General features: G+C 49.0%; 29 protein-coding genes and 1 pseudogene. 17 read left to right on the forward strand and 13 right to left on the reverse strand.

Annotated features, from left to right (window positions below):
- Positions 1-26 precede the first annotated feature (26 nt).
- Positions 27-233 carry a hypothetical protein gene (locus WCY20_RS13155; RefSeq protein WP_345975787.1) on the reverse strand — a complete coding sequence of 69 codons (207 nt, stop codon included), beginning with the start codon at positions 231-233 and terminating at the stop codon, positions 27-29.
- Between the two features lie 115 nt (positions 234-348).
- On the opposite strand from WCY20_RS13155, the gene WCY20_RS13160 reads away from it, so the two are divergent.
- The gene (locus WCY20_RS13160; protein ID WP_345975789.1) at positions 349-954 is read left to right on the forward strand and encodes a superoxide dismutase; all 606 of its coding nucleotides are present in this window, start codon (positions 349-351) and stop codon (positions 952-954) included.
- Between the two features lie 413 nt (positions 955-1367).
- Here WCY20_RS13160 and WCY20_RS13165 read toward each other — a convergent pair whose 3' ends face one another.
- The 4 genes from WCY20_RS13165 to WCY20_RS13180 are packed head-to-tail and all read right to left on the reverse strand — an operon-like array spanning position 1368 to position 3488.
- Complete coding sequence (locus WCY20_RS13165; protein WP_345975791.1) at positions 1368-1625, reverse strand: hypothetical protein; 258 nt, start codon at positions 1623-1625, stop codon at positions 1368-1370.
- Positions 1626-1662: 37 nt separating this feature from the next.
- Positions 1663-2073, reverse strand: a complete 411-nt coding sequence (locus tag WCY20_RS13170) for a DUF6527 family protein (RefSeq protein ID WP_345975793.1) — start codon at positions 2071-2073, stop codon at positions 1663-1665.
- On the reverse strand, positions 2063-3238 hold the full coding sequence (locus WCY20_RS13175; RefSeq protein ID WP_345975794.1) for a ThiF family adenylyltransferase: 1176 nt from the start codon (positions 3236-3238) through the stop codon (positions 2063-2065). The genes WCY20_RS13170 and WCY20_RS13175 overlap by 11 nt, the downstream gene beginning before the upstream one ends.
- A complete protein-coding gene (locus WCY20_RS13180) occupies positions 3213-3488 on the reverse strand; it encodes a multiubiquitin domain-containing protein (RefSeq protein WP_345975796.1) in 276 nt (91 codons plus the stop codon). The genes WCY20_RS13175 and WCY20_RS13180 overlap by 26 nt, the downstream gene beginning before the upstream one ends.
- A gap of 241 nt (positions 3489-3729) precedes the next feature.
- Here WCY20_RS13180 and WCY20_RS13185 point away from each other — a divergent pair, with 241 nt between their 5' ends.
- The 6 genes from WCY20_RS13185 to WCY20_RS13210 all read left to right on the forward strand — a co-directional run bounded on the left by WCY20_RS13185 (position 3730) and on the right by WCY20_RS13210 (position 7951).
- Positions 3730-4617, forward strand: coding sequence for a WYL domain-containing protein (locus WCY20_RS13185; RefSeq protein ID WP_345975797.1), 888 nt, complete (start codon positions 3730-3732; stop codon positions 4615-4617).
- A gap of 254 nt (positions 4618-4871) precedes the next feature.
- A complete protein-coding gene (trxA, locus tag WCY20_RS13190) occupies positions 4872-5246 on the forward strand; it encodes a thioredoxin (RefSeq protein WP_345975798.1) in 375 nt (124 codons plus the stop codon).
- 169 nt (positions 5247-5415) lie between these two features.
- Positions 5416-5625, forward strand: coding sequence for a hypothetical protein (locus tag WCY20_RS13195; RefSeq protein ID WP_345975800.1), 210 nt, complete (start codon positions 5416-5418; stop codon positions 5623-5625).
- A 99-nt stretch (positions 5626-5724) separates the two neighbouring features.
- Positions 5725-6210 carry a hypothetical protein gene (locus WCY20_RS13200; protein ID WP_345975802.1) on the forward strand — a complete coding sequence of 162 codons (486 nt, stop codon included), beginning with the start codon at positions 5725-5727 and terminating at the stop codon, positions 6208-6210.
- A 105-nt stretch (positions 6211-6315) separates the two neighbouring features.
- Positions 6316-6630 (forward strand): N(2)-fixation sustaining protein CowN, encoded by a 315-nt coding sequence (cowN, locus tag WCY20_RS13205; protein ID WP_345975804.1) that lies wholly within the window; start codon positions 6316-6318, stop codon positions 6628-6630.
- 166 nt (positions 6631-6796) lie between these two features.
- Positions 6797-7951 (forward strand): diguanylate cyclase, encoded by a 1155-nt coding sequence (locus WCY20_RS13210; RefSeq protein ID WP_345975806.1) that lies wholly within the window; start codon positions 6797-6799, stop codon positions 7949-7951.
- A 134-nt stretch (positions 7952-8085) separates the two neighbouring features.
- Here WCY20_RS13210 and WCY20_RS13215 read toward each other — a convergent pair whose 3' ends face one another.
- From WCY20_RS13215 to WCY20_RS13225, 3 genes and pseudogenes are all read right to left on the reverse strand, one after another.
- Positions 8086-9369 (reverse strand): diguanylate cyclase, encoded by a 1284-nt coding sequence (locus WCY20_RS13215; protein WP_345975807.1) that lies wholly within the window; start codon positions 9367-9369, stop codon positions 8086-8088.
- 153 nt (positions 9370-9522) lie between these two features.
- A pseudogene (locus tag WCY20_RS13220) lies at positions 9523-9624 on the reverse strand (arsenate reductase ArsC); the annotation flags it as partial.
- A gap of 75 nt (positions 9625-9699) precedes the next feature.
- A complete protein-coding gene (locus WCY20_RS13225; protein WP_345975808.1) occupies positions 9700-10155 on the reverse strand; it encodes an ArsI/CadI family heavy metal resistance metalloenzyme in 456 nt (151 codons plus the stop codon).
- A 195-nt stretch (positions 10156-10350) separates the two neighbouring features.
- Between WCY20_RS13225 and WCY20_RS13230 the strand changes: the two genes are divergently transcribed.
- From WCY20_RS13230 to WCY20_RS13250, 5 genes are all read left to right on the forward strand, one after another.
- Positions 10351-11301: a hypothetical protein gene (locus tag WCY20_RS13230; RefSeq protein ID WP_345975809.1), complete on the forward strand. Its 951-nt coding sequence runs from the start codon at positions 10351-10353 to the stop codon at positions 11299-11301.
- A gap of 178 nt (positions 11302-11479) precedes the next feature.
- The gene (locus WCY20_RS13235; protein ID WP_345975810.1) at positions 11480-12838 is read left to right on the forward strand and encodes a hypothetical protein; all 1359 of its coding nucleotides are present in this window, start codon (positions 11480-11482) and stop codon (positions 12836-12838) included.
- 58 nt (positions 12839-12896) lie between these two features.
- A complete protein-coding gene (locus WCY20_RS13240) occupies positions 12897-13349 on the forward strand; it encodes a rhodanese-like domain-containing protein (protein ID WP_345975812.1) in 453 nt (150 codons plus the stop codon).
- Positions 13350-13401: 52 nt separating this feature from the next.
- Entirely contained in the window at positions 13402-13614 is a 213-nt protein-coding gene (locus WCY20_RS13245) for a hypothetical protein (protein ID WP_345975813.1), read from the forward strand.
- Positions 13615-13706: 92 nt separating this feature from the next.
- Positions 13707-14192 (forward strand): hypothetical protein, encoded by a 486-nt coding sequence (locus WCY20_RS13250; protein WP_345975815.1) that lies wholly within the window; start codon positions 13707-13709, stop codon positions 14190-14192.
- A gap of 26 nt (positions 14193-14218) precedes the next feature.
- On the opposite strand, the gene WCY20_RS13255 is transcribed toward WCY20_RS13250, so the two are convergent.
- Positions 14219-14605 carry a DUF6632 domain-containing protein gene (locus WCY20_RS13255; protein WP_345975817.1) on the reverse strand — a complete coding sequence of 129 codons (387 nt, stop codon included), beginning with the start codon at positions 14603-14605 and terminating at the stop codon, positions 14219-14221.
- A 193-nt stretch (positions 14606-14798) separates the two neighbouring features.
- On the opposite strand from WCY20_RS13255, the gene WCY20_RS13260 reads away from it, so the two are divergent.
- On the forward strand, positions 14799-15290 hold the full coding sequence (locus WCY20_RS13260; protein ID WP_345975818.1) for a GNAT family N-acetyltransferase: 492 nt from the start codon (positions 14799-14801) through the stop codon (positions 15288-15290).
- 80 nt (positions 15291-15370) lie between these two features.
- On the opposite strand, the gene WCY20_RS13265 is transcribed toward WCY20_RS13260, so the two are convergent.
- The 3 genes from WCY20_RS13265 to WCY20_RS13275 form a co-directional block, all read right to left on the reverse strand.
- Positions 15371-15574, reverse strand: coding sequence for a hypothetical protein (locus WCY20_RS13265; RefSeq protein ID WP_345975819.1), 204 nt, complete (start codon positions 15572-15574; stop codon positions 15371-15373).
- A 295-nt stretch (positions 15575-15869) separates the two neighbouring features.
- Positions 15870-16106, reverse strand: coding sequence for a hypothetical protein (locus WCY20_RS13270; protein WP_345975821.1), 237 nt, complete (start codon positions 16104-16106; stop codon positions 15870-15872).
- A gap of 67 nt (positions 16107-16173) precedes the next feature.
- Positions 16174-16743 (reverse strand): PAS domain-containing protein, encoded by a 570-nt coding sequence (locus WCY20_RS13275; protein WP_345975823.1) that lies wholly within the window; start codon positions 16741-16743, stop codon positions 16174-16176.
- 225 nt (positions 16744-16968) lie between these two features.
- Here WCY20_RS13275 and WCY20_RS13280 point away from each other — a divergent pair, with 225 nt between their 5' ends.
- The 4 genes from WCY20_RS13280 (at position 16969) to WCY20_RS13295 (ending at position 19792) form a co-directional block, all read left to right on the forward strand.
- Positions 16969-17355 (forward strand): hemerythrin family protein, encoded by a 387-nt coding sequence (locus WCY20_RS13280; protein ID WP_345975825.1) that lies wholly within the window; start codon positions 16969-16971, stop codon positions 17353-17355.
- Positions 17355-18200 carry an aldo/keto reductase gene (locus tag WCY20_RS13285; RefSeq protein WP_345975826.1) on the forward strand — a complete coding sequence of 282 codons (846 nt, stop codon included), beginning with the start codon at positions 17355-17357 and terminating at the stop codon, positions 18198-18200. Before WCY20_RS13280 ends, WCY20_RS13285 begins: the two co-directional genes overlap by 1 nt.
- A 110-nt stretch (positions 18201-18310) precedes the next feature.
- The gene (locus WCY20_RS13290; RefSeq protein ID WP_345975827.1) at positions 18311-18955 is read left to right on the forward strand and encodes a GNAT family N-acetyltransferase; all 645 of its coding nucleotides are present in this window, start codon (positions 18311-18313) and stop codon (positions 18953-18955) included.
- Positions 18956-19048: 93 nt separating this feature from the next.
- Complete coding sequence (locus WCY20_RS13295; protein WP_345975829.1) at positions 19049-19792, forward strand: TIGR01458 family HAD-type hydrolase; 744 nt, start codon at positions 19049-19051, stop codon at positions 19790-19792.
- Between the two features lie 21 nt (positions 19793-19813).
- Here WCY20_RS13295 and WCY20_RS13300 read toward each other — a convergent pair whose 3' ends face one another.
- Positions 19814-20020, reverse strand: a complete 207-nt coding sequence (locus WCY20_RS13300) for a hypothetical protein (RefSeq protein WP_345975830.1) — start codon at positions 20018-20020, stop codon at positions 19814-19816.
- Positions 20021-20059 lie beyond the last annotated feature (39 nt).

Genomic DNA, 20059 nt, shown 5'->3' on the forward strand with positions numbered 1-20059 from the left:
CGTAAAGGTTTTGTTATCTGTCGTAGTCACGCATGCGTTATAGTTAGCACCTTATACCTTTTCCTCTTTTCCTTGCTTGAAATTGAAGATTGAAGACCTGACCCCTTATTTCCGGCAAGAACCAAATCATCGCGTAACAGGTCAATTGCTACAAAGCCGAGGCCGGCTTTGGCATTCCGCACACCTTCCTCTTTTTTCTTGTTGGTCTTATGAGAGCAGGCGCTCGCCTTCATCTGTTGTTTGATCTTTGCGCAATCCCCCTGTTGGACCTACGATGAGATTCGTTCTTGCATATTAAGTTAGCTTATGCAAACAAATAAAAAAATGACGCTATTAAGGAGTAAAAACATGGCATTTGAATTGATGAAACTGCCTTTCGAAGAGGCGGCACTGGAGCCTATGATCTCTGCGGAGACCATTTCATACCACTACGGAAAGCACCATCAGGGGTATGTGAACAAACTCAACGAGTTGATTGCAGGCGGCAAATATGAAAACGCACCGCTGCTTGAGATTATTCGCAAATCCAAAGGGCCGACGTTCAATAATGCCGCGCAGGTGTTCAACCATGATTTTTACTGGTACGGCCTGACAACGGAAAAGACGTCGCCGTCCACGGTGCTGATGGATAAGATAGAGCATGACCACGGTTCCATGGAGGACTTTAATGAGGCCTTCCTGAACGCGGCCATGAGCCTCTTCGGTTCAGGCTGGGTCTGGCTGGTCAACCAAAACGGCAGCCTCGCGATCAAAAAATATGCCAATGCAGAAACACCTGTGAAAGACGGGCTCAGACCGCTGCTGGTGTGCGATGTCTGGGAACACGCCTACTACATCGACCAGCGCAATGCACGTGCGGCGTACCTGAAGAACTGGTGGAAACTCATAAACTGGAAATTCGTTTCAGACAACTGGGAAGCCAAAGAAGACGACCCGATCATAGGCTATAACTAGACGTCACCCTCCCTATAACGTAAAAGATGGCAACAGTGAGAACAGGTAAAGGGACTGTCAAGACCCCGTCAAAAACAGCCTGTCCCCACTTAGCCTGATCTCTTCGGCGATAGCGCCGCAAAAAACCCCAACGACACCTTCGACACCCTCTTCGAACAAGGTAACAAAGCGCTCTGCCTTGCCAAAAAAACTGGGAAAAACAGGGTTTTCAGTTGGTAAAAAGTTAGTAAAAGTAGAGATAAAAATTAATATTGGTAACCTGCCCTACTATTTTGAATTTTGCCTTACGTTAGTATAAGTATCACCTGACCCCTATATTGCTATATTGTTTAATAGATGTGCGAGAAGGCGAAAAATGGAAATGTCTCTTAAAATCAGTGACAAGCGAAGTAACTTATTACACCATGTTGTATTTACTTACTTTTCTTTTTTGCTTGAGCTAATGCACTTCCAGCTGCAGACTTCGATTGTTTACTGGTTCTACCATCCTGAAGAACCTTTGATGCCGCGCTTGCAGCCTTTGTAGAAGTTTGTTTTTTCGGAGCTTTTGCTTGAGACAAAGCACTTGCTGCAGCAGTTTTTGACTTCGAGCCAGTGCTTTTACTCGCTAGTGTTTTAGAAGCCTTTGTTGCCGTCTTAGCACTAGTTATTTTTTTGTTTGTTGTTGCCATTTTATTTATTCCTTTCCTAACTGTAAAGTTTTATCTTTTAAGAAAATAAGCTTTTTATTTTTGACCAAATTTTTATTATAAATTTTGGACTATGACTTTGAAACTCTGCAAAATCTATTTTGTTATTAAAATATTTAGCTTTATCCAACATGTCTTTACGTTTAACAGCATCTATCTGTTCGTTTGTCCACGACCCCGCCCAAAGGACTTGTCCGTTCTTAATCCAGTAGTGTGATCGGCATGGTAAACTCCAACTTCCAATTGAAGGGTTCAGTGAAACACTCTCTCCATTATAAGAGAGCGTCCAACCTGTTGGCGTAATTGATGTGACAACTTTACTACCACAACCACAAGCACAAAGATGTGACGCAGTCTTATACTCGACTGAAATATATAAGACTCCCTCTTGTAATTCGTGAGGGATAGTGGTTACAAACTTATGCTGCATCTTCTGTCTTAATCAAACTCATTGTAGACAGTGTAAACATTGTTTGCTCAACATCTATGAGTGTCTGATAAAATCCTGCCGACTGCTTCCATGCTAAGACTGCAAGTGATGCATTAAGCGCATTTAATTCAGCAATTTGTATATTACTACTGTAGATGTCTTCTTCCGCGTTGCTATAGTTAATAGTGGCTTGGAGCCGCTTACTATTAGGCGTGACAAAAGATGTGGTACGCAACATCCCGGAAAGCTTATCCCCTTTAATACTGACACCCATTCCAACATCAACATATTCAATATCTTTATCATCGAGATATGCAAAAATAACTTTTTTGATACTACCTTCATCCACAGCAACAAAAACAAAATCTATTTCATCAAGCATAGGAAGATTCTCTTCATCCATAAAAACTGGATGAGTAGTAATACCTCGATGCATTTTAGAATATATTTTTTCGAGATAATCAACCTTTTTCATACCGGCATTAAGCTCTTCAATACAAGGTGCACCTGGCGCACGAAACGTATTGTGTGAAAAGAACTCATCCCCATCAAACAAATGTATTTCAGACACTGGTGTCTTAGCAACAAAATCCAAAATATAAGACCCTGTACCACCTAAACCGATAATACCAATTTTATAAGGTTTGAGTTTATCGGCAATATGTAAGATCGATGCACGACTTGCATTAGCGTCAGGATACTCAAACATTGAATCTTGCTCTATTTCCTGAATCACTTTATATTTTTTTGGAGTTACTGTCGGGTCTACTGATTGAGCAGGAGAAGAAATCATTGCAACATATGCTACCATCTTATGATAGTAGTCCCTGTAGTTGCCTTGCGGCTTGCTAGAGAAACTCATTTGTGATATGATATCGCTTCCGTGATTTTCTATAGCTCTACTATGAAGAATTTCACTCATTTCTCTACCATCTTTATGGCACGGTACCTCACCGATGAAATGTGCTACGTGATCTTGAGCATAAACTGCTTTCCCGCCAGAAAGATTTAGTTTAGATATCAAGGTTCCGATAGCAACCTCTCGTTTACTGTTTACATACGGAATATCTTCCATAACCAATACACCATTTTTTATATAAACAGTATAACCTTCGTCTCTTAGCCGTTTTAGATCCGAACTATGATCGATTTGTAAATTCAACATGAAAAAACATCCCCTCTTTTACTTTTACTTCATCGCCGGCTATTAAACTGCCACTTTTACCATTTTCCCCTCGCTCATAAGCTACCGTTACCATACTGTTTGATCCAACTGAAGGTATATCAGCAAGTTGAACAACGTTTTCATATGAGATTCCTTTCTCATTAAAGTCATGTTCTACACCATTAATGATGATAGAAAACTCTTTTTCCTGTCCGGGGATTGTATCCCGATTATTTTCGTGGTTACTCAATCGTAACTCCTGTTTTGAATTTTGGCCAAAGTAAACTCTGGTTAGCTGTATCATACTGCAAATAGAAGAAAATGTCAATATTTCTTCTATTTATAATATATTATATGATATATATATTATAAATAGAAAATATATGTGCTATTATTGTATTTTAATTGCAATATATTTAGCAAAATGTAATTAAATACTATTAAAAGAATATAAATGCTAATATTCTTCCACTTTGCAAGCAAGGATACTTATGGATGAAAGAATTAAAAAGATCTATCAAGAACTTTATAAAAGCCCTCGTTCAAAAGAATATTTTGCAGAACTCTTCGAAGTAAGTACTAAGACAATAGAAAATACGATTAGTAATTATAAAAATGACATTATTTATGATAGAAAATTAAGTGCTTATCGGTTTAAGAATTTGTTACCACAATATATTTCTTATGAATCATTTTTTAAATTATTTCAAAACAGTATTGGAAACAATGTAATAAAAAATGACTTTATTGAAATAGGGAAATCAATCAGTTTAGATACAAGCGATGTTTTAATGATTGATACTTCGACTCTATCAGACTTAGCTCATAGAATCATTTTATGTGATATTGCAACAAATCACAATTGTATTCTTGAAATTGAATATTCTGGTAATTCTAAACCAAAAGAAATAAAATTTATCAGACCTCACACAATCATATCAACAGGCTTAACATATTATCTATATTGTTCATACGATGAAAAAAATATAAAAGATGTTGGCCAACATAGATCATTGGGATTTAATGGGATGGGAGCAATAACTCCCTATGAATACGTCAAAGATGATAGATTCAGGATAGAACAAACGGGTAATGCCTATGGACTTTACGAGAAAGATAGATTTGTGACATTAAAACTAATGCCATATAGTGCCAATTTTTTCAAAAGAGAAGGGCTTTTACAGAAGGAAAATTTTGATTTTGTCATAGAAAACTCTGATGGTTCAATTCTTATAAATATGTATTACAATAGTAAACAAGAAATTATAAACCTAGTACAACAATGGATGCCTCAAATCAGTATCCAAAAAAATCTTGAATTAAAAAATGAAATTTATTCAATAATTCAATCTAATGTTGAAGCATTAATTCAAACATAAACTTTTACCTACCTTTTACAGGCTGCTTTGCCATAATTCACCCACTTTCCCAATCGATGTGCCATCAGTACCTCATGGAAAATCTATCGAACAGCGAGCATCGCAGCAAAATGCAATCGCAACAGAACAGAAGAAAGTCCACCCTAGTGGTTGAATCTCCACTTTTCACCACACCCAAGTTCGAAGCTCACCTTCTCCTCAAACCCACCTCGAACCCAATATGCATTGCGCCAGTAAACAGACAAGGATAAAACATGGCATTAATGAAATTGACAGAAGAGAACTTTGAAAAAACCATTGCGGAGAACGAAATTATTATTATGGATTTTTGGGCTCAGTGGTGCGGGCCCTGCAAGCAGTACGGACCCATATTTGAAAGAGTGGCGGAGAACACCCCCGGCGTTACATTTGCGAAAGTCAACACCGATAATGAACCCGCAATAGCCTCAGAGTTTCAGATCCGTTCCATCCCGACGACCATTGTAATGAAAGAGGAGATCGTTGTGCTTGTGCAGGAGGGGGTCCTGTTCCAGGAGAGGTTGACGGAGATCGTCGAAAAGGCGAAGGCGCTCGACATGGAGATGGTCCGTAAAAAGATCGCCGAGCAGGAAGCCGCAGCCGCCCACTAGTTTCCGGCCTGTTAGGCGGAGACCAGCGAGCAGCCAAAATTACACCCCGGGAGTTGAATCTCCGCTTCGACTAACCCTTGGTCCTCCAAAAATTCTCGCCAACTTTTCAAATCATTGACACCCTGCCATAATTCACCCGCCTTCCCGACCGATGTGCCATCATTCTGTCATGGAAAATCTATCGAATAGCGCACACCGCAGCAAAATACAATCACAGCAGAACAGAAGAGACCGGGAGGAGGCGCAGGGGCACGATTACCTGTTCGAGGGGCACCCCGTGGCCATCGTCGAGACCTTCTCGCGGGGCGGCAAGCGCATCGCCGTCATCGAGGACAGGGAGGGCGAGGTGTTCGAAGTCTTCTTTGAACAGCTGGACTGACCCCTTTCTGTGACTATTATTTAACCAAGAACAGCACCCTCCCCGCCCCGCCCAGACGCTATAATCGGTGAACTGCAATGCAAAGAGGGGAGTCTGTCAATGGTAAAAGAGCGCTACGTTTGGAACATGCAGCAGGCCAAAACCTCCAACATGCGGCAGCTCCACTCGCTTAAACTGCTCGTCTCCGGCCTCGACATCGACAAAAGCCACTTCACCCCCGAACTGGCCGAAACGGTCTTCGGCAAATGGTTTTACGGCGAAGCGGTGCTTTTTTCGTCGGAGAACAGCCGTCCCTGCCTTAACGACATCGAAGAGACCATGCTTCGATTCCACGGCCACTTCAGCGAGATATATGCCATCTACTACGGCAGACGCGCCGGCGGGCTGCTGGGGCTGCTGGGCATAAAAAGAAAACCCGCGCCCGCACAGACGGCGTCGGCGCAGCGCCACTATGACGCGATGGTCGCGCTGTCCGATCGGCTCAGAGAGCTCATGCACCGCCTGGAGGCGATTTTAAAGAAGATGCCGGATGAGACGTTTTCCAAACTCGCCCGTATGCCCGAAAAGAGACTTTTGAGCGCCTGAGCGCACAATGAAGCTTCAGCGCTTTGCTTTGACCGACTGCAGCGACCCCGAAAAAACAGTAGTACCATAATTGCATAGTATTTTAATACTACGCCAAGGACTGTAATGGGAACCAATGAAATACGCATAGACGAGCGGTATGTCTCGTTTGAGAACATCGACTGTTTTGAAAACGCCTGCCTGGCCATCGACCGGCTTTTAGCGGTGCTCGAAGATGCCGGGCACGTCAACATGTACTGGAAGAAGATCGTCCCGACGATCCCGCAGGCCTACTACGACAGAGACCCCAAAGCCGACGAGAAAGAGGCCCTGCTCTACCTTGTCTGCTCCAACGTCTTCTACCTCGAAGAGCTCTTCGAAGATGCCGAAGACGAAGCCGGGCTGAACGCGCTCAGGCGCTGTGAACTGGAGTGCTGTTAGCCGACTTTTCGGCCGACGGCTTCGCTACCGATGCCCTGCAACAACCCCCTGCCTTCCCGACCGGTGCACCGTCACAGCGTCACGGAAAGTCGGTCGGACGGCGGACTAAACCGCTACATCCCCACATTGTGCTAGAATAGATAATAGACCATTAAGTGGGAGCCGCATGTCCATACTTTTTCCGGAAAAGCCTTCGACTGAGATTAAAAACGAACAGGTCCGTCTGCTCTATCAGCAGGGGAGCATGATCCAGCTAATGGGTATTTTCATCGCCGTTGTTTCCGCGATGCTCTTCTGGAACGTCGCAGACCACACCGCCCTGCTGATGTGGCTCGCGGTCGTTGTGCTCGTCCTTTTCACGCGCCTTTTGATCAATGAGAGGTTTTTGCGTGTTGCCGACGACGATTTCGACGCAGACAAATGGGAGAAGATCTACAGTGCCGGCACCTTCGCTTCCGGAGTTGCCTGGGGTGCCTTCGCCCTCTTTTACGAGCCGCAATGGCCGATGCTTTACCAGGTGATGCTGTTCATCATCTTCACCGGCCTCATCGGCGCGTCGTTCAACACCAACGCCTCTGTCTCCATGGCCTTCCCGGCCTTCTACCTTCCCCTGATCGCCTTTTTGATGTACGCCCTGTTGCAGCACGAAGAGGGACAGGTCGGGCTGGCACTGCTTTTCCTCATCTACGTCACCGCGATGCACACCTCTTCCATCCGGTTTTACAACCGGCTGACCCAGACCCTCAGGCTGCAGCTCGAAAACGAAAAGCTGGCAGACAGCCTGGCCCACTCCAACAAACAGCTGACCCGGCTAGCCGAGATCGACCCGCTGACCCAGACGTTCAACCGCCGTTCCATGGACCGTTTCCTCTCAGACGAATGGAAGACGCACCTGCAAAGCACCAGGGCGCTCTCCGTGCTCTTCATCGATATCGACTACTTCAAACAGTACAACGACACCTACGGCCACGTGGAAGGCGACCGCTGCCTCAGCGCCGTCGCCCAGACCCTGAAGAAGAGCATCCGCAGCGAACGGGACATGGTCGCACGCTACGGCGGCGAGGAGTTCGCCGTGATCCTGCCGAACACCGAATGCCAGGAAGCCCGGCATATCGCCGAACGGATCCTTGAGGACATCCAGGCCCTGCGCATCATGCATACCGCTTCGAGCGTTGCCGATAAGCTCACGGTCAGCATCGGCATCACCACCATGGTCCCCGACCCGTTATGCGACGTTCCCGCCATTCTCAACAAGGCGGACAAAGCGCTCTACGACGCCAAGCGCAGCGGCCGTAACCGTATCGTCTGCGACACCGCGTAACAAAAGAGGCGGCCGCAGCCGGTAAACGCTATACTTTCACCATGACAATAGAAAACATACACAGCCGGCAGCAGATGCAGCGCGTCGAGGCGCTGGCCCGCCTTACAGGCTTGTTGTTTTTTCTGTGACGTTCATCACTTCACCGTCCGGTTGCGTCCGAGTACTTTGGCACGGTAGAGGTTTTTGTCGGCATCGAAGATGACGCGCCGGGGGTTTTCTTTGAGTGCATCCGTATATTGGGAGATGCCGATGCTGACGGTAATCGGCATATTTTCCAGACAGCCGCTCCACGTCTGTTTTTCAAAATCACTGCGGATCTTTTCGCAGACCGCGAACGCTTCTTCCGCCGCCGTCCCCGGCAGGATGACCAGGAACTCCTCCCCGCCGTAGCGGAAAATGTTGTCGGTTTTGCGCAGATGCCGTTTCAGCAGCCCGGCAAAGGTGACGATGACATCATCGCCCCCCTGGTGGCCGCAGGTATCGTTGACTGCCTTGAAATGGTCCAGGTCGAACATGACGACCGTAAAGGCCCCGCCGCTCAATGCGTGCAGATGCACTTCGCTTTTGAGCACTTCGTTAAGGTAGCGGCGGTTCAGCAGCCCCGTCAAGGCGTCTTTGGAGACGTCTTCGATCATGGACTGCTGGGTAACGTTGAAGTTCAGCTCCTGGTACAGGTACATGGACTGCCGCACCATGTTGATGTAATCGATAAATATCTTGTGGTAATCCTCCCGTTCAATGGAGCGGTAGATGTTTCGGGTGACCATATGGATATCGTGGTGCTTCTGCATGATCTCCTGGCGCACCAGGGGGTCTTCAAAGAACTTTTCAAATTCGCTGCTGTTAAGCCATCGGCCGCAATTGCATTTCTCCTCATCGAACTTGACGGAGGGACGGGCGTTCATCTGGCTGATATCGTCGGTCACATCCAGGACCCACTGCAGATGCTCTTTAATGGCGACAATGTCGAACTGCCGGCCGATCTGGCGCAGTAGCGTTATTCTGTCGTTCCCAAGCGTTTCTTCGAGGTAGCCCGCGGCACTGGCGTTGATCGCCTTCTTGATGTAGGTTTCGATCGCTTCGCGGATCATCTTGGCGTCCCCGATGCCGTCGGACTCCTCCGCCTCTTCCGTCAGGAGCGTACGCAGCATGTTAAAAGCGTCATAGTACTCCACATAGGAAAGCCCCTTCTCAAAATGAAACCTGCCGAGCGATTTGTAGCGCAGGAAGAAGGCGTCTTTGTCGTCACCGACGGATTCAATAAAATTAATACGCTGCGCTTCCTTGAGCCGCTTAAAGTCGGCCTCTTTCAAAAAGTCGGCGTGATAGGGATCGGCGGTCAGTTCGGTAAAAAACCTGTCAAATACGCGAACAAGAATCAGTTCGAAAACAGAAACAGATACCTTCAGGCGTTTCATTTTGCTTTTTCTCCTTCCTGTTCCGGAACTAAAAAACGCTTTTCAGCAACAAAAAAACTTATACATAACGCATCTGAATTTATTATACAGCATTTTTCCCGTAACCGATTACAGGGGTTTGGCGGTAACCAGCTTTCCACACCGGGAGCCGAACGCTTCGACACACTCGCCGAGTTTGGCGTTGGTCAGTGCTTCGGCCGTGATAGAGCGGTAGCTGTTGCCCGTGCAAAAAACCAATACTCTCTTTTTATGCATAGCTTACATCCTTGGTCTATAAGTCATACAGAGAACGGAAGGAATCCTTTTTGCTGCGCTAACGCTGAATCTGCCTCAGCAGCACGCCGACGCGGACCATTTTCCATCTTTGGAAAAGGTCGGTTCGCAGCAGCCCGTTCCCCCGGTAAACGAATCACCGCCGAACACTTCGGTCTGCTCCATGGTATGGTAGTTTTCCCAGATAATCTCCTCGGGATCCTGGACCCAGTACTTGTTCGACTCGGCGTAACAGCACTGAGCGCCGCTCTGCTTCTCGCCCGCGATGCCCGCAGCGACCAGACGTGCTTCAGTCTCGGCGACCGCCTCGTCACTGTCGAACTGCAGGCCAAGGTGGTTGAGACCGCGTTTGCCTTTGCCCTTCGAGATGGCAAAGTTGACGGCCGGGTCATCGACCAGCCACTGCAGATAGTCCTCTTTGACCTTGGTCGGCTCCATCCCGAACAAAGCGGTATAGAATGCCCGGCTTTTGTCAAGTTCTTCTACGGCGATATGGATATGAAGTCGTTTCATAATTATTCCTTTTTCTGTTTTGGATAGCGGTATTGTAGTCAAATCTGTTTATAATATCAAGATATGTTGATTTAATGATCTGAATCTGCTACAATCCAATTCGAATTGTTCGCCTGACGTGACCATGTTGCTGAAAAGCGGGGCTTTCAGGTATATCACCGATACTCTTGGTTGCACTGAATAAAAAGGAAGATAATGAATAGAAGAAATTTTTTAGCTGTAACGGCCGCCGTAGGATTTGGCTCCCTCACTGAACTCCAGGCAAGTGAAAAAAAGCTCCAGGCTCCCTCGGGTGCGGTCACACTCTATTATGAGATACGCGTAGCAAAACCTGAAGTCAAAGCACTGCATACCCTGCTCCAAACGGAAGCGGCAAGACTTAAAGAGAAAGGGCTGCTGAGTTTTTCCATGAAACAGATGATCGGTGATTCAACGATGGTCAAGAACTACCCGGAAAACTATAAAGGCATCCTGGCTTCTTCTTATGAAGATGGTGCAAATGAAGGCACGCTCCCCTATTTTTATGCCCTCTTTTTCAGGTTCGAGAGCTATACGGGCATGCAGGCTTCAAACGTTCAGGCGTGGTTTAGAGATAAAGCCGGCGGCCATTTTCATGCCTATAAGCCCACCCCGAAAGGGGCGGTGAAACTTCCTCTCAAGATGGACTATTATGAAGGTGTCTTTCAAACAGTTGTTGCCGGCGATATGCACAGGATCTACAAGAGCGAAGAGGAGATCAAGACCTTCCTCAAAAACGGTACAGAGAAGAAGATGCCGGACCTGATCACCGTGGAAAACCATGTTTCCATCAAGGAGTCTTCACTGACGATGTTCGAATCAAAAGTCTCCCAATTGCTTGAAACTGCCCAGACAACGTACCAGCCGCAAGAGCGCAAAGAGAACGGTCTGCCGGGCTCAGCCGAAAACCGCTACTACAAACGTGCCGTGACGACGGAGATCTTACGCAATGCATTTCCCAAGGGCGATCAAAGAGATTATATTATGCACGGAACCTGGGAAAGTGTCTGGGATCATGAAAACTCCCATCTTGACCCGCGCTTCAAAATGGCTGCCGGCCCGGTCGGAAGCTTTGTGATCTCCGGTCCCGTGGAACCTTTTTACAAAACATCACTGTTTGTAAATTGACCAGGCGGTCATAGAACCGTTTGCACGGCCGTATGAATCTTTACAGAGTGCCGGTGCAAAAAGAGGTGAAGCCCGGGTGGGTGCGTCTGTTAAAGTGGGTATAATAGTCATACCTCCTATGCTATCGATGGCTCTTTTTGGACTTGTCCGGCAGTAAAACAGTAAAAAGGTTTTTTTCATGGTGGACAGCTACCAACGTGATAAAGATGATCTTTTCCGGTACAAAATCGGGGAGACCTTTTTCAAAAATCCTATTGTGCTGTTTATTGTCCGTTCTGCGGCACTTGCGCTTTTCGTATACGCTTTGGTGTATGCTTTTATCTATCCCGACCCGTCGGACAACCACTTTACAACGGCCTTGTTCTGGTCGTTTTTCTGGCCGTTTTTCATGTTTCTCTCCCTGCCGACGCTGGGGGCCTATTTCTGCTCTATCTGCCCGCTCTCTTTTGTCGGGAAAAAACTCAAGCACGTCAAAAAGAGGCCGCTTGCGATGCCGCGTTTTCTTCGAAACCCCTACATCAGCCTCGGAGTCGTCCTGGTCGTCTACTGGGGGCTCTTCTTTGCCTTTCCCGGTGTCTTCTCCCAACCGATCGCCGTTGCTGCTTTTTACACTTTTTTTGCACTGATGGCTTTCGGCTTTTTCTATTTTTTTAAAGACATGTCCTACTGCGCCTATATCTGCCCCGTCAGCTCCATTCGAAACGCCTTTTCGCGTATCTCATTCATGTGGCTGGGTACCTACCAGGATGCCTGCAGCAGCTGCAAGACCTTTGAATGCGCCAAAGCCTGCGAATTCGGCCAATCCCCTTTCAATTTCGACAGGAACAGCTCCATGGCAGACTGTATTCTCTGCATGGATTGCGCACAGGCCTGCGAAGCGGTCAGTTTCAAAATCAACAAACCGGGCTTTTCCCTCCTGTCACCGATCAAAAGAGCAAGGGCGGTCGATGTCTGGAGCTATCTGCTTCTCTTTGCCTTTATGACCCTGACGCTAAAGGTCATTACGCTCTATAACAGTTCGCAGATCGCTCCGATGCTTCCCTGGGTGCAGTTAAGCCATGCACTCTCTCTGGCATTTCCCGACAGCGCTGTAGACTTCGAAGCCGTCACCACCCTGCTCTTCTCCGTCGGCGTGACGCTGATGACCGTATTTGCCGCCTTCTTTGCCGCATCGAAGATTCTTGACACAGCGTTTTGGACGCTTTTCGCGGAGGTCGGCTACGCCTATGCCCCGTTGCCGCTTATCGCATCGTTCGGCTATGCGGCCACTTCTTTCTTTACGCGCTATTTTCACTCGGTTGTCAACGGTTTCATAGAGGCATTCGCACTGCCTTTCAGCTTCATCGAACCGCTGGCCCGTTCCGATGCACCGTGGCTGCACTACTTTGTCGTTTTTGACTACATTGCGGTGATCTGGACGGTATGGCTGATCTGGCACCGTGTATCGATGGCAGCAGCAGGGGCGCGTTTTCCGGCCAGAGTTTTCTCGGCACTTTCACTTGCCGTCTTACCACTGGGTTATATGCTGATATGCTGATCTGCACAGGAGATAGCCGCTGCTATAACAAAAATCTCATCATCAAAAAGGAAGACCCATGAAAAAACTGCTTCTGGCATCTCTCTGTGCCCTCGGGCTCTTTGCCGGGGAGAAACCGACAAGTTTTAACGCCTATCTGGCAGGCTTCGGTTACGAAGAGCGCAAGGCGATGAAGATAAACAGTGTGGAGCTGAGTGTCATGCTTGAAGAGGGAACCGCCCAGTTGGTCGACATCCGTTTCAAAGAGGAGTACGAAGCGTGGAATATGCCCGCAGCGCTAAGTATCCCTCTCAACGAACTTCCCAAAAGGCTGGATGAGCTCGACAAAAGCAAGACGATCGTCACCGCATGCCCTCATAAAGACCGGGCCATCATCGCACAGGTCTTCCTCAAGCTCCAGGGGTATGACGTGCGCTACCTGAGCGACGGCCTTACAGGTCTGGCGGAATATTGGCGGGGTGACAGCGCCAGAGAGTTTATCGACACCCTGAGGTCAAACCAACAAAAATAACGGGATGCCACCCTGACATAATTCAACCGCTTTCGCGGCCGATGTGCCATCATTGCACTATGGAAGATCTATCGAACAGCACACACCGCAGCAAAATGCATTTACAGCAGAAGGGTCCGGGAGGAGCCGAAGCATCGCGACTACACTTTCGAGGGGGCACCCGGTGGAGATCGTCGAGACCTTCTCGCGGCTCGGCAAGCGCATCGCTCTCATGCAGGACAGGGACGGCGAGGTCTTTGAGCTCTTTTCTGAGCAGCTGGACTGACTTTGTGACTATTATTTAACCAACAAAACACCCGGTTTTTCCGTCAAAACGCTATGATCTTGGAACTGTACTGCAAAAGAGAAAGTCTGCCGATGGTGAAGGAGCGTTACGTCCGGAACATGCAGCAGGCCAGGACCTCCAACGTACGGCAGCTCCACTCTCTCAAGCTGCTGGGCTCCGGCCTCGACATCGACAAAAGCCACTTCATTCCCGAACTGACCGAAACGGTCCTCGGAAGATGGTTTTACGGCGAAGCGCTGCTTTTTTCGTCAGACGGCTGCCGTGACTCCCTGCGTGACATCGAAGAGACCATGACCGAATTCCATGCACACTTCGGCGAGATCTATGCTGCCTACTACGGCAGACGCGCCGGCGGCCTGCTGGGTCTGATCGGTCTGAAAAGAGAGATCCCTCAGGCGCAGACGGCAAAGATCCGGCGGCATTACGACGAGATGGTCCTGCTCTGCGACCGGCTCAGGCGGCAGATGAACCGCCTTGAGAACATCATGGCCGAGCTGCCGGACGAGACCTTTTTCAGACTCTCCCGCATGCCTAAAAAGAGCCTCAGGAGCGCCTGAAACCGGCACCTTGCCGCAGCAGCCGTTTACCTTTCCTGCGCGCTCTTGGGCATGAGGTACCAGAGGACAGCGGCCACAAGAAAGAGGGCCGGAATATCACCCAGAAGGTTTGCCCGTTCCGTCTCATCGACAATAGCCTGAACGAGCATGATGCCGCCGTGGACGATGCTCGACCAGATCGTGAACCAGATCAGGCTTGCATTGGCCATGGGGTCTTTCGCGGCGAGGATCAGAAAGACCCCCAGCGTGGCATAGATACCCATGATCATCTGCTCGTATTCGGGCTGTCTCGGGGTCCATCCCCAGCCGTCGGGCCATACCCACATCATCATCACGTAGATGCCTGCGATGAAAATGACCCCGAACACATTGAGGGCTATTTTCAGATACTTGAGTCTTGTTTCTTCTTGCATGACACGCCTCCTTGTTCTTTTCTCTAATAAACAAGTCTATACCCATTAGTCTAAAACAGGAGTATCGGTTACATGCACGTTTAATTATTTAAAGTTATATTTTTAACAAGGCGTGCTGCCGGCCGCACCTGCTGTTTCGCTTTGTTCGATAACAAGAGTTTGAAGAGTATAATGGTACGAAAGGAGCGGCCCCGTGACCATAGAAAAGATAGACACCCCGCAGCAGATGCAGCGCGTCGAGGCGCTGGCGAGAGAGATCTGGCAGGAGCACTACACCCCCATCATCGGGCAGGCCCAGGTGGAGTACATGCTCGAGACCTTCCAGACGGCGGCGGCCATGCTGCGGCAGCTCGGCGAAGGGTACCGCTACTACCTCCTGAAAGACGACGGCGAAGCGGTCGGCTACATGGCCGTCAGGCCCGAGAGCGGGCAGCTCTTTTTGAGCAAGTTCTACGTCAAAGCCGCCCGTCGCGGCCGGGGGTACGGCAGAGCCGCCCTCGCTTTTCTGACAACGCTCGCCGCCGAACAGAAGCTGCAGAAGATCGTTCTGACCGTCAACAGGAACAACACCCTCGCCCTGAAAGCCTATGCAAAGCTCGGTTTTGTCAACGTCGGCGAGGTTGTCCAGGAGATCGGCAAGGGGTTCGTGATGGATGACTACAAAATGGAGAAGCGACTTCCCTAGAGAGAAGAGGCAGGAAGAGAGGGCTGCCGCATGGCTTGTCAGAAACGCAACTGTCTATGGCAGCAGCAAAAGGGCGAAGGTTACCGCCTGATCTCGATGTTAGAGCCGTCCCATTTGGTGACCAGACTGTACTTGTCCGCCAGCTCTTTGATGTACATGACTTCCATAACACCTTCAGCATCGAGCGACTTCGCGACCAGAACAATGGAATCCTCATTGACGCTGTCGAGCATATGATATTTCAGCTCAAGGTTCGACAGCACATTGTGTAAACGTTTTATCATAAAATACAACCTCAAATAATCTTGTTCGATTATAGCCTATTATTTTGAATAAATGAATTAAATTTCAAAATATTAAATCCCGTAAAATAGGGGTTTATACAGAATTTAGCATTATGTAAACAAATACTATGAAGAAGTAGGATTTATACAAGTAGCAAAACGGGGGGGGATATTTCGCCCGATCCCTTCCGCTTCGTACATGGCTTTGCCGGCGCGGTTGTTCGAAAACAGGAAAGAGGGTCATGATGGAGAATACGCTACATGGAAAAAAACAGACTGCAGCGTCCGCCTGTTGTTAGTGTTTATCGTGCGTGCCGCAGCCGCAGCCGCCGCCGGTCATGCCGATGACATAGTGGTCGTCGACTTCGGTGATGTCAAAGTTGTGTTTACCGCAGAAACTCTGCTGCATGAACGCCAGCTGAGCCTCGGCACCCTCTTTTGCCAACGCCTTCTCCTCGAAGGTCTCAAACTGTGCGAAGCCCTCTCTTTTAGCACAGCTGCAAAGTTTTTCGATGATAACGTGATGGTCCATAACGGTCTCCTTTTGTATTTTTTTTACCCTATTTGCATGAAATATGCCAGAAGCGCAGCAAGCCCCTCTATTTACCGCCGAACATCTTGGCCATCGTCGCAAAGAAGACCTTGAAGGCGCCCCGGTTGCCAATGATGTCGTCAATAAACTCATCGTATGTTTGGCGTTTGGAGTCCAGATAGCCCGAGAGGTACTTTTCAGATGCTTCCACACCGCCGCTTTTTTCAATATCCAGAAGTTCATTGTACAGCTTGCTGATGGCGCTGATCGCTTGCGGTTTGGCCGCCTGACGGTACGCCATGTAGCTTTTTATCGAGCTGTCCAGCGAATCTTTCTTGATCTCGAACTTGGTCGTGACCCAGTAGTAGCGTCCGTCTTTCGACAGGTTTTTGACGACGGCAAAGATGTTTTTCCCCTGTTTCAGACGCTCCCACATCAGCTTGAAGATCACCTTCGGCATGTCCGGGTGACGTATGAGGTTGTGTGACCGGCCTATCAATTCGTTAGGAGCATAACCCGAGATCTCAAAAAAATAATCGTTTCCAAATTCAATATTTCCTTTGATGTCCGTACGGCTCATGATGTATTTATATTTGTCCATCTTGACAGGTTCATCGATCGGTGTCGGTTGTTGCATATTTTTTTCCTTATATTTAATATTATGTTTGACAGAAATGCAATTACCGTTCCAAAGAGCTGTTTGTCCGATAATTTTATGACAATATTGTTGCTTATTTCGTCATTCTGAGCCTGGATAAGTGCCCGGGACACGGGCCGACAAGCTTAAAATACAAAAAAAACAGCTCTACCCCGTAGTACATCATATGCATAGCTAACGTGATCCCCCTACGAGAAGGTCATAATGCCCGACAACCTAAGACTCAACATCGCTTCGATGGACGAAAAACACGACGACTTCCTGGCGCTGTTGGACAAGATCCGATCCTGCGGCAACGCAGAGTTCCTGCCGCTTTTCAACGAGATGGTCGAACACACGCAAGAGCATTTTGCCTTCGAAGAAGATATGATGCACACCTACAACTTTTACGCACGGCAGGAGCACCTTGATGAACACGCGAACCTCCTGGGCGAGATGAAATACTTTTACGAAAAATCGAAGCGCATGCCGATGATAGGGCGCTCCTACATCAACGACTACGCCTATGAGAAGTTCAAGCGCCACGTCACCAATATTGACTCCCAGCTGGCGATGTTCTTAAAAGAGCACGGGCTTAGGCAGGAGAAATAATGCAAGAGAACCGTTATGTCATGACAACCGCCGGCGTCACGATGCCCAGCCTCATCTACGGTACCGCATGGAAGAAAGAGCGTACGGCAGAACTGGTCGTCGAGGCCGTTCAGGCCGGTTTCAGAGGCATCGACACCGCCTGCCAGCCGAAACACTACCATGAAGCAGGCGTCGGTGACGCGCTGACAACCCTCCGTAAGCAGGGCATCAAACGCGAAGAACTCTATGTGCAGACCAAGTTCACACCGGTTGCGGGGCAGGATGCAGGCACCATCCCCTACGACAGAGAGGCGCCCCTGGCCGAACAGGTCGCGCAATCGTTCGCTGCCTCTCAAAAGAACCTCCAGAGCGACTATGTGGATGCCCTTCTCCTGCATACACCCCTCTTTCCGTTCTCGCACCTGCTCAGCGTATGGCGGGCCATGGAGAAGATCCAAAAAAGCGGCGGTGCACGCCAGCTCGGCATCAGCAACTGTGACGACCTCGCCCTGCTGAAACGGCTCTACAGCGAAGCCAGGGTCAAACCCGTACTCGTGCAGAACAGGTTTTACGACGCATCGGGCTATGACACAGAACTGCGCCGGTGGTGCGGCGAACAGGGCATTATCTACCAGAGTTTCTGGAGCCTGACCGCCAACCCGCACCTCCTCGGCAGCGAGGCAGTTTTTACACTTGCCCGCAAATACCGCAAAAGCGAAGCGCAGATCTTCTATGCCTTTCTAAACGCCATCGGGATCGTCCCGCTGGACGGCACGACCTCGCTGGAGCATATGGCAGAGGACCTGGATATCTTCACCTTTGAGCTCCTCCCTTCAGAGATCCGCACAATCGAAAAGCTGCTCTAACGTCGGGGGTAGAACTAAAAATGCATCTACTATAACAATAAACCCACTTTTTCTTGAATCAGGCATGGCAGCATTCCTCTTGCATCAACAGGTGCGTCACAGGGAGCCCCATGCCGAAATTACACCTCGCGTCGCTTGACCGTAACGACTATATCGCCTCCATCAACACCATCGACGATGAGAGAAGCGTCCGTTTTGCCACCATGTCCATGAAGTGGTGGGACCGCCACTTCAGTTGGCGCTCCCAGGGGTGCACCGTCCTGTGCGATGAGCAGGAGAACCACCTCTGCTACCTCTTTTACAAGATCGACCGCTACAACAGGTACCTCACGATCCACAACATCTTCACCCCGCTTGCCCGGCGCAGGAAAGGGTATGCCCATGAACTTTTGAACATGGTCTTTGCGCTTGCGATCAAAAAACAGGTCAAGCGGTTCAAGCTGGACTCCATCTCCAAATCACTGGACTTTTACCTCTCCCTGGGCGTTGTCTACTGGGGCGTCAACAGTGTCGGGGATTACCACTGCGACCTGCCGATGCCGACAGAGGGGCTGGACACCCTCGATGCCATGGTCAAGCGCTCCGACGTGCAGACACTCGTCGGCGGCAGCCTTGAAAAGATCTACGACAAGGTCAACGGCAACGACACCTCTCTGAGCTGCGAACAGACACAGATCCTTGACAGCGACAAGCTGAAAATGCGAAGCGCCTATATGCTCAATCCCCTGCTCGACATCAAAAAGCGTGCAAAATAAGAGAAAGTACGACAATTATGTCATACCACCACCAAAAATATTGCTACAATAAAAGGCAACTCAAAAACAGATTAGTTCCAGAAGGAGCCGCCTATGAAAGCATTATTGTGTGATATCGGCGGGGTGCTGTATGTAGGTGACACCCCGATAGAGGGGGCCGTCGAAGCGATCGCCCGCCTAAAAGAACATGTTCCGGTGCGTTTTTTGACCAACACGACCCAAAAAACAGGCGCGCAGGTTGTCGGCAAACTGCAGGCGATGGGGTTCGACATCGGACCCGATGAAGTCATTACGGCGCTCGACGTCACGAAGATGCTGCTCGAACGCGAAAAGAGCGGCGCCCTCTTCCTGCTGACCGATGATGCCGCTTCGTTTTTCGACGACCTCCCGAAAGAGCCCTGCCGCTACGTCGTCGTCGGCGACGCGCAGAAGAACTTCAGTTACGAAAACCTCAACCGCGCCTTCAGGGTACTGCTGCAGGGCGGCGAACTCCTTGCCGCGGCAAAGAACCGTTACTTTAAAGACGAAGACGGCGAACTGAGCATGGATGCCGGCGGTTTTGTGGCGGCGCTGGAATACGCCAGCAACAAGGAGGCCCGCATCGTCGGAAAGCCCAGCCCGGAGTTCTACCGCCTCGCCTGCGCCTCGATGGGGATATCCCCCGAAGAGACGGTGATGGTGGGCGACGATATCGAGGGCGATATTCTCGGTGCGCAGGAGGCCGGTATCAAAGCCGTCCTGGTCAGGACGGGTAAGTTCACACCGGACGATCTTAAATGGGGCATCGAACCGGACATCGTCCTGGACTCCATCGCGGAGATAAACACGCTTCTCTAAAGCCCTCTGTTTACCGCTGCTCTACTGATTACCTTCCTCAAAGCTCTTTTCAAGCAGCTCGGCATCGTTGATGACCGTGACGGTTTCAAAAGGGTCACCTTCGTTTTTCGGCACCGACGAAAACCCTTCGATACTGCCGCAGGACGGGCACTTCCCCTCGTTTAACAGTGCAAGTTGGTCGATCGTGATTTTGCTATCACAGCTTTGGCAGTAAAAAAATGTCTCCATGGCAAATCCTTTATAACCTCTGATGCAACTACCGTTCCG

The sequence above is a fragment of the Sulfurimonas sp. HSL3-7 genome (assembly GCF_039645985.1).
Taxonomy (GTDB): domain Bacteria; phylum Campylobacterota; class Campylobacteria; order Campylobacterales; family Sulfurimonadaceae; genus Sulfonitrofixus; species Sulfonitrofixus jiaomeiensis.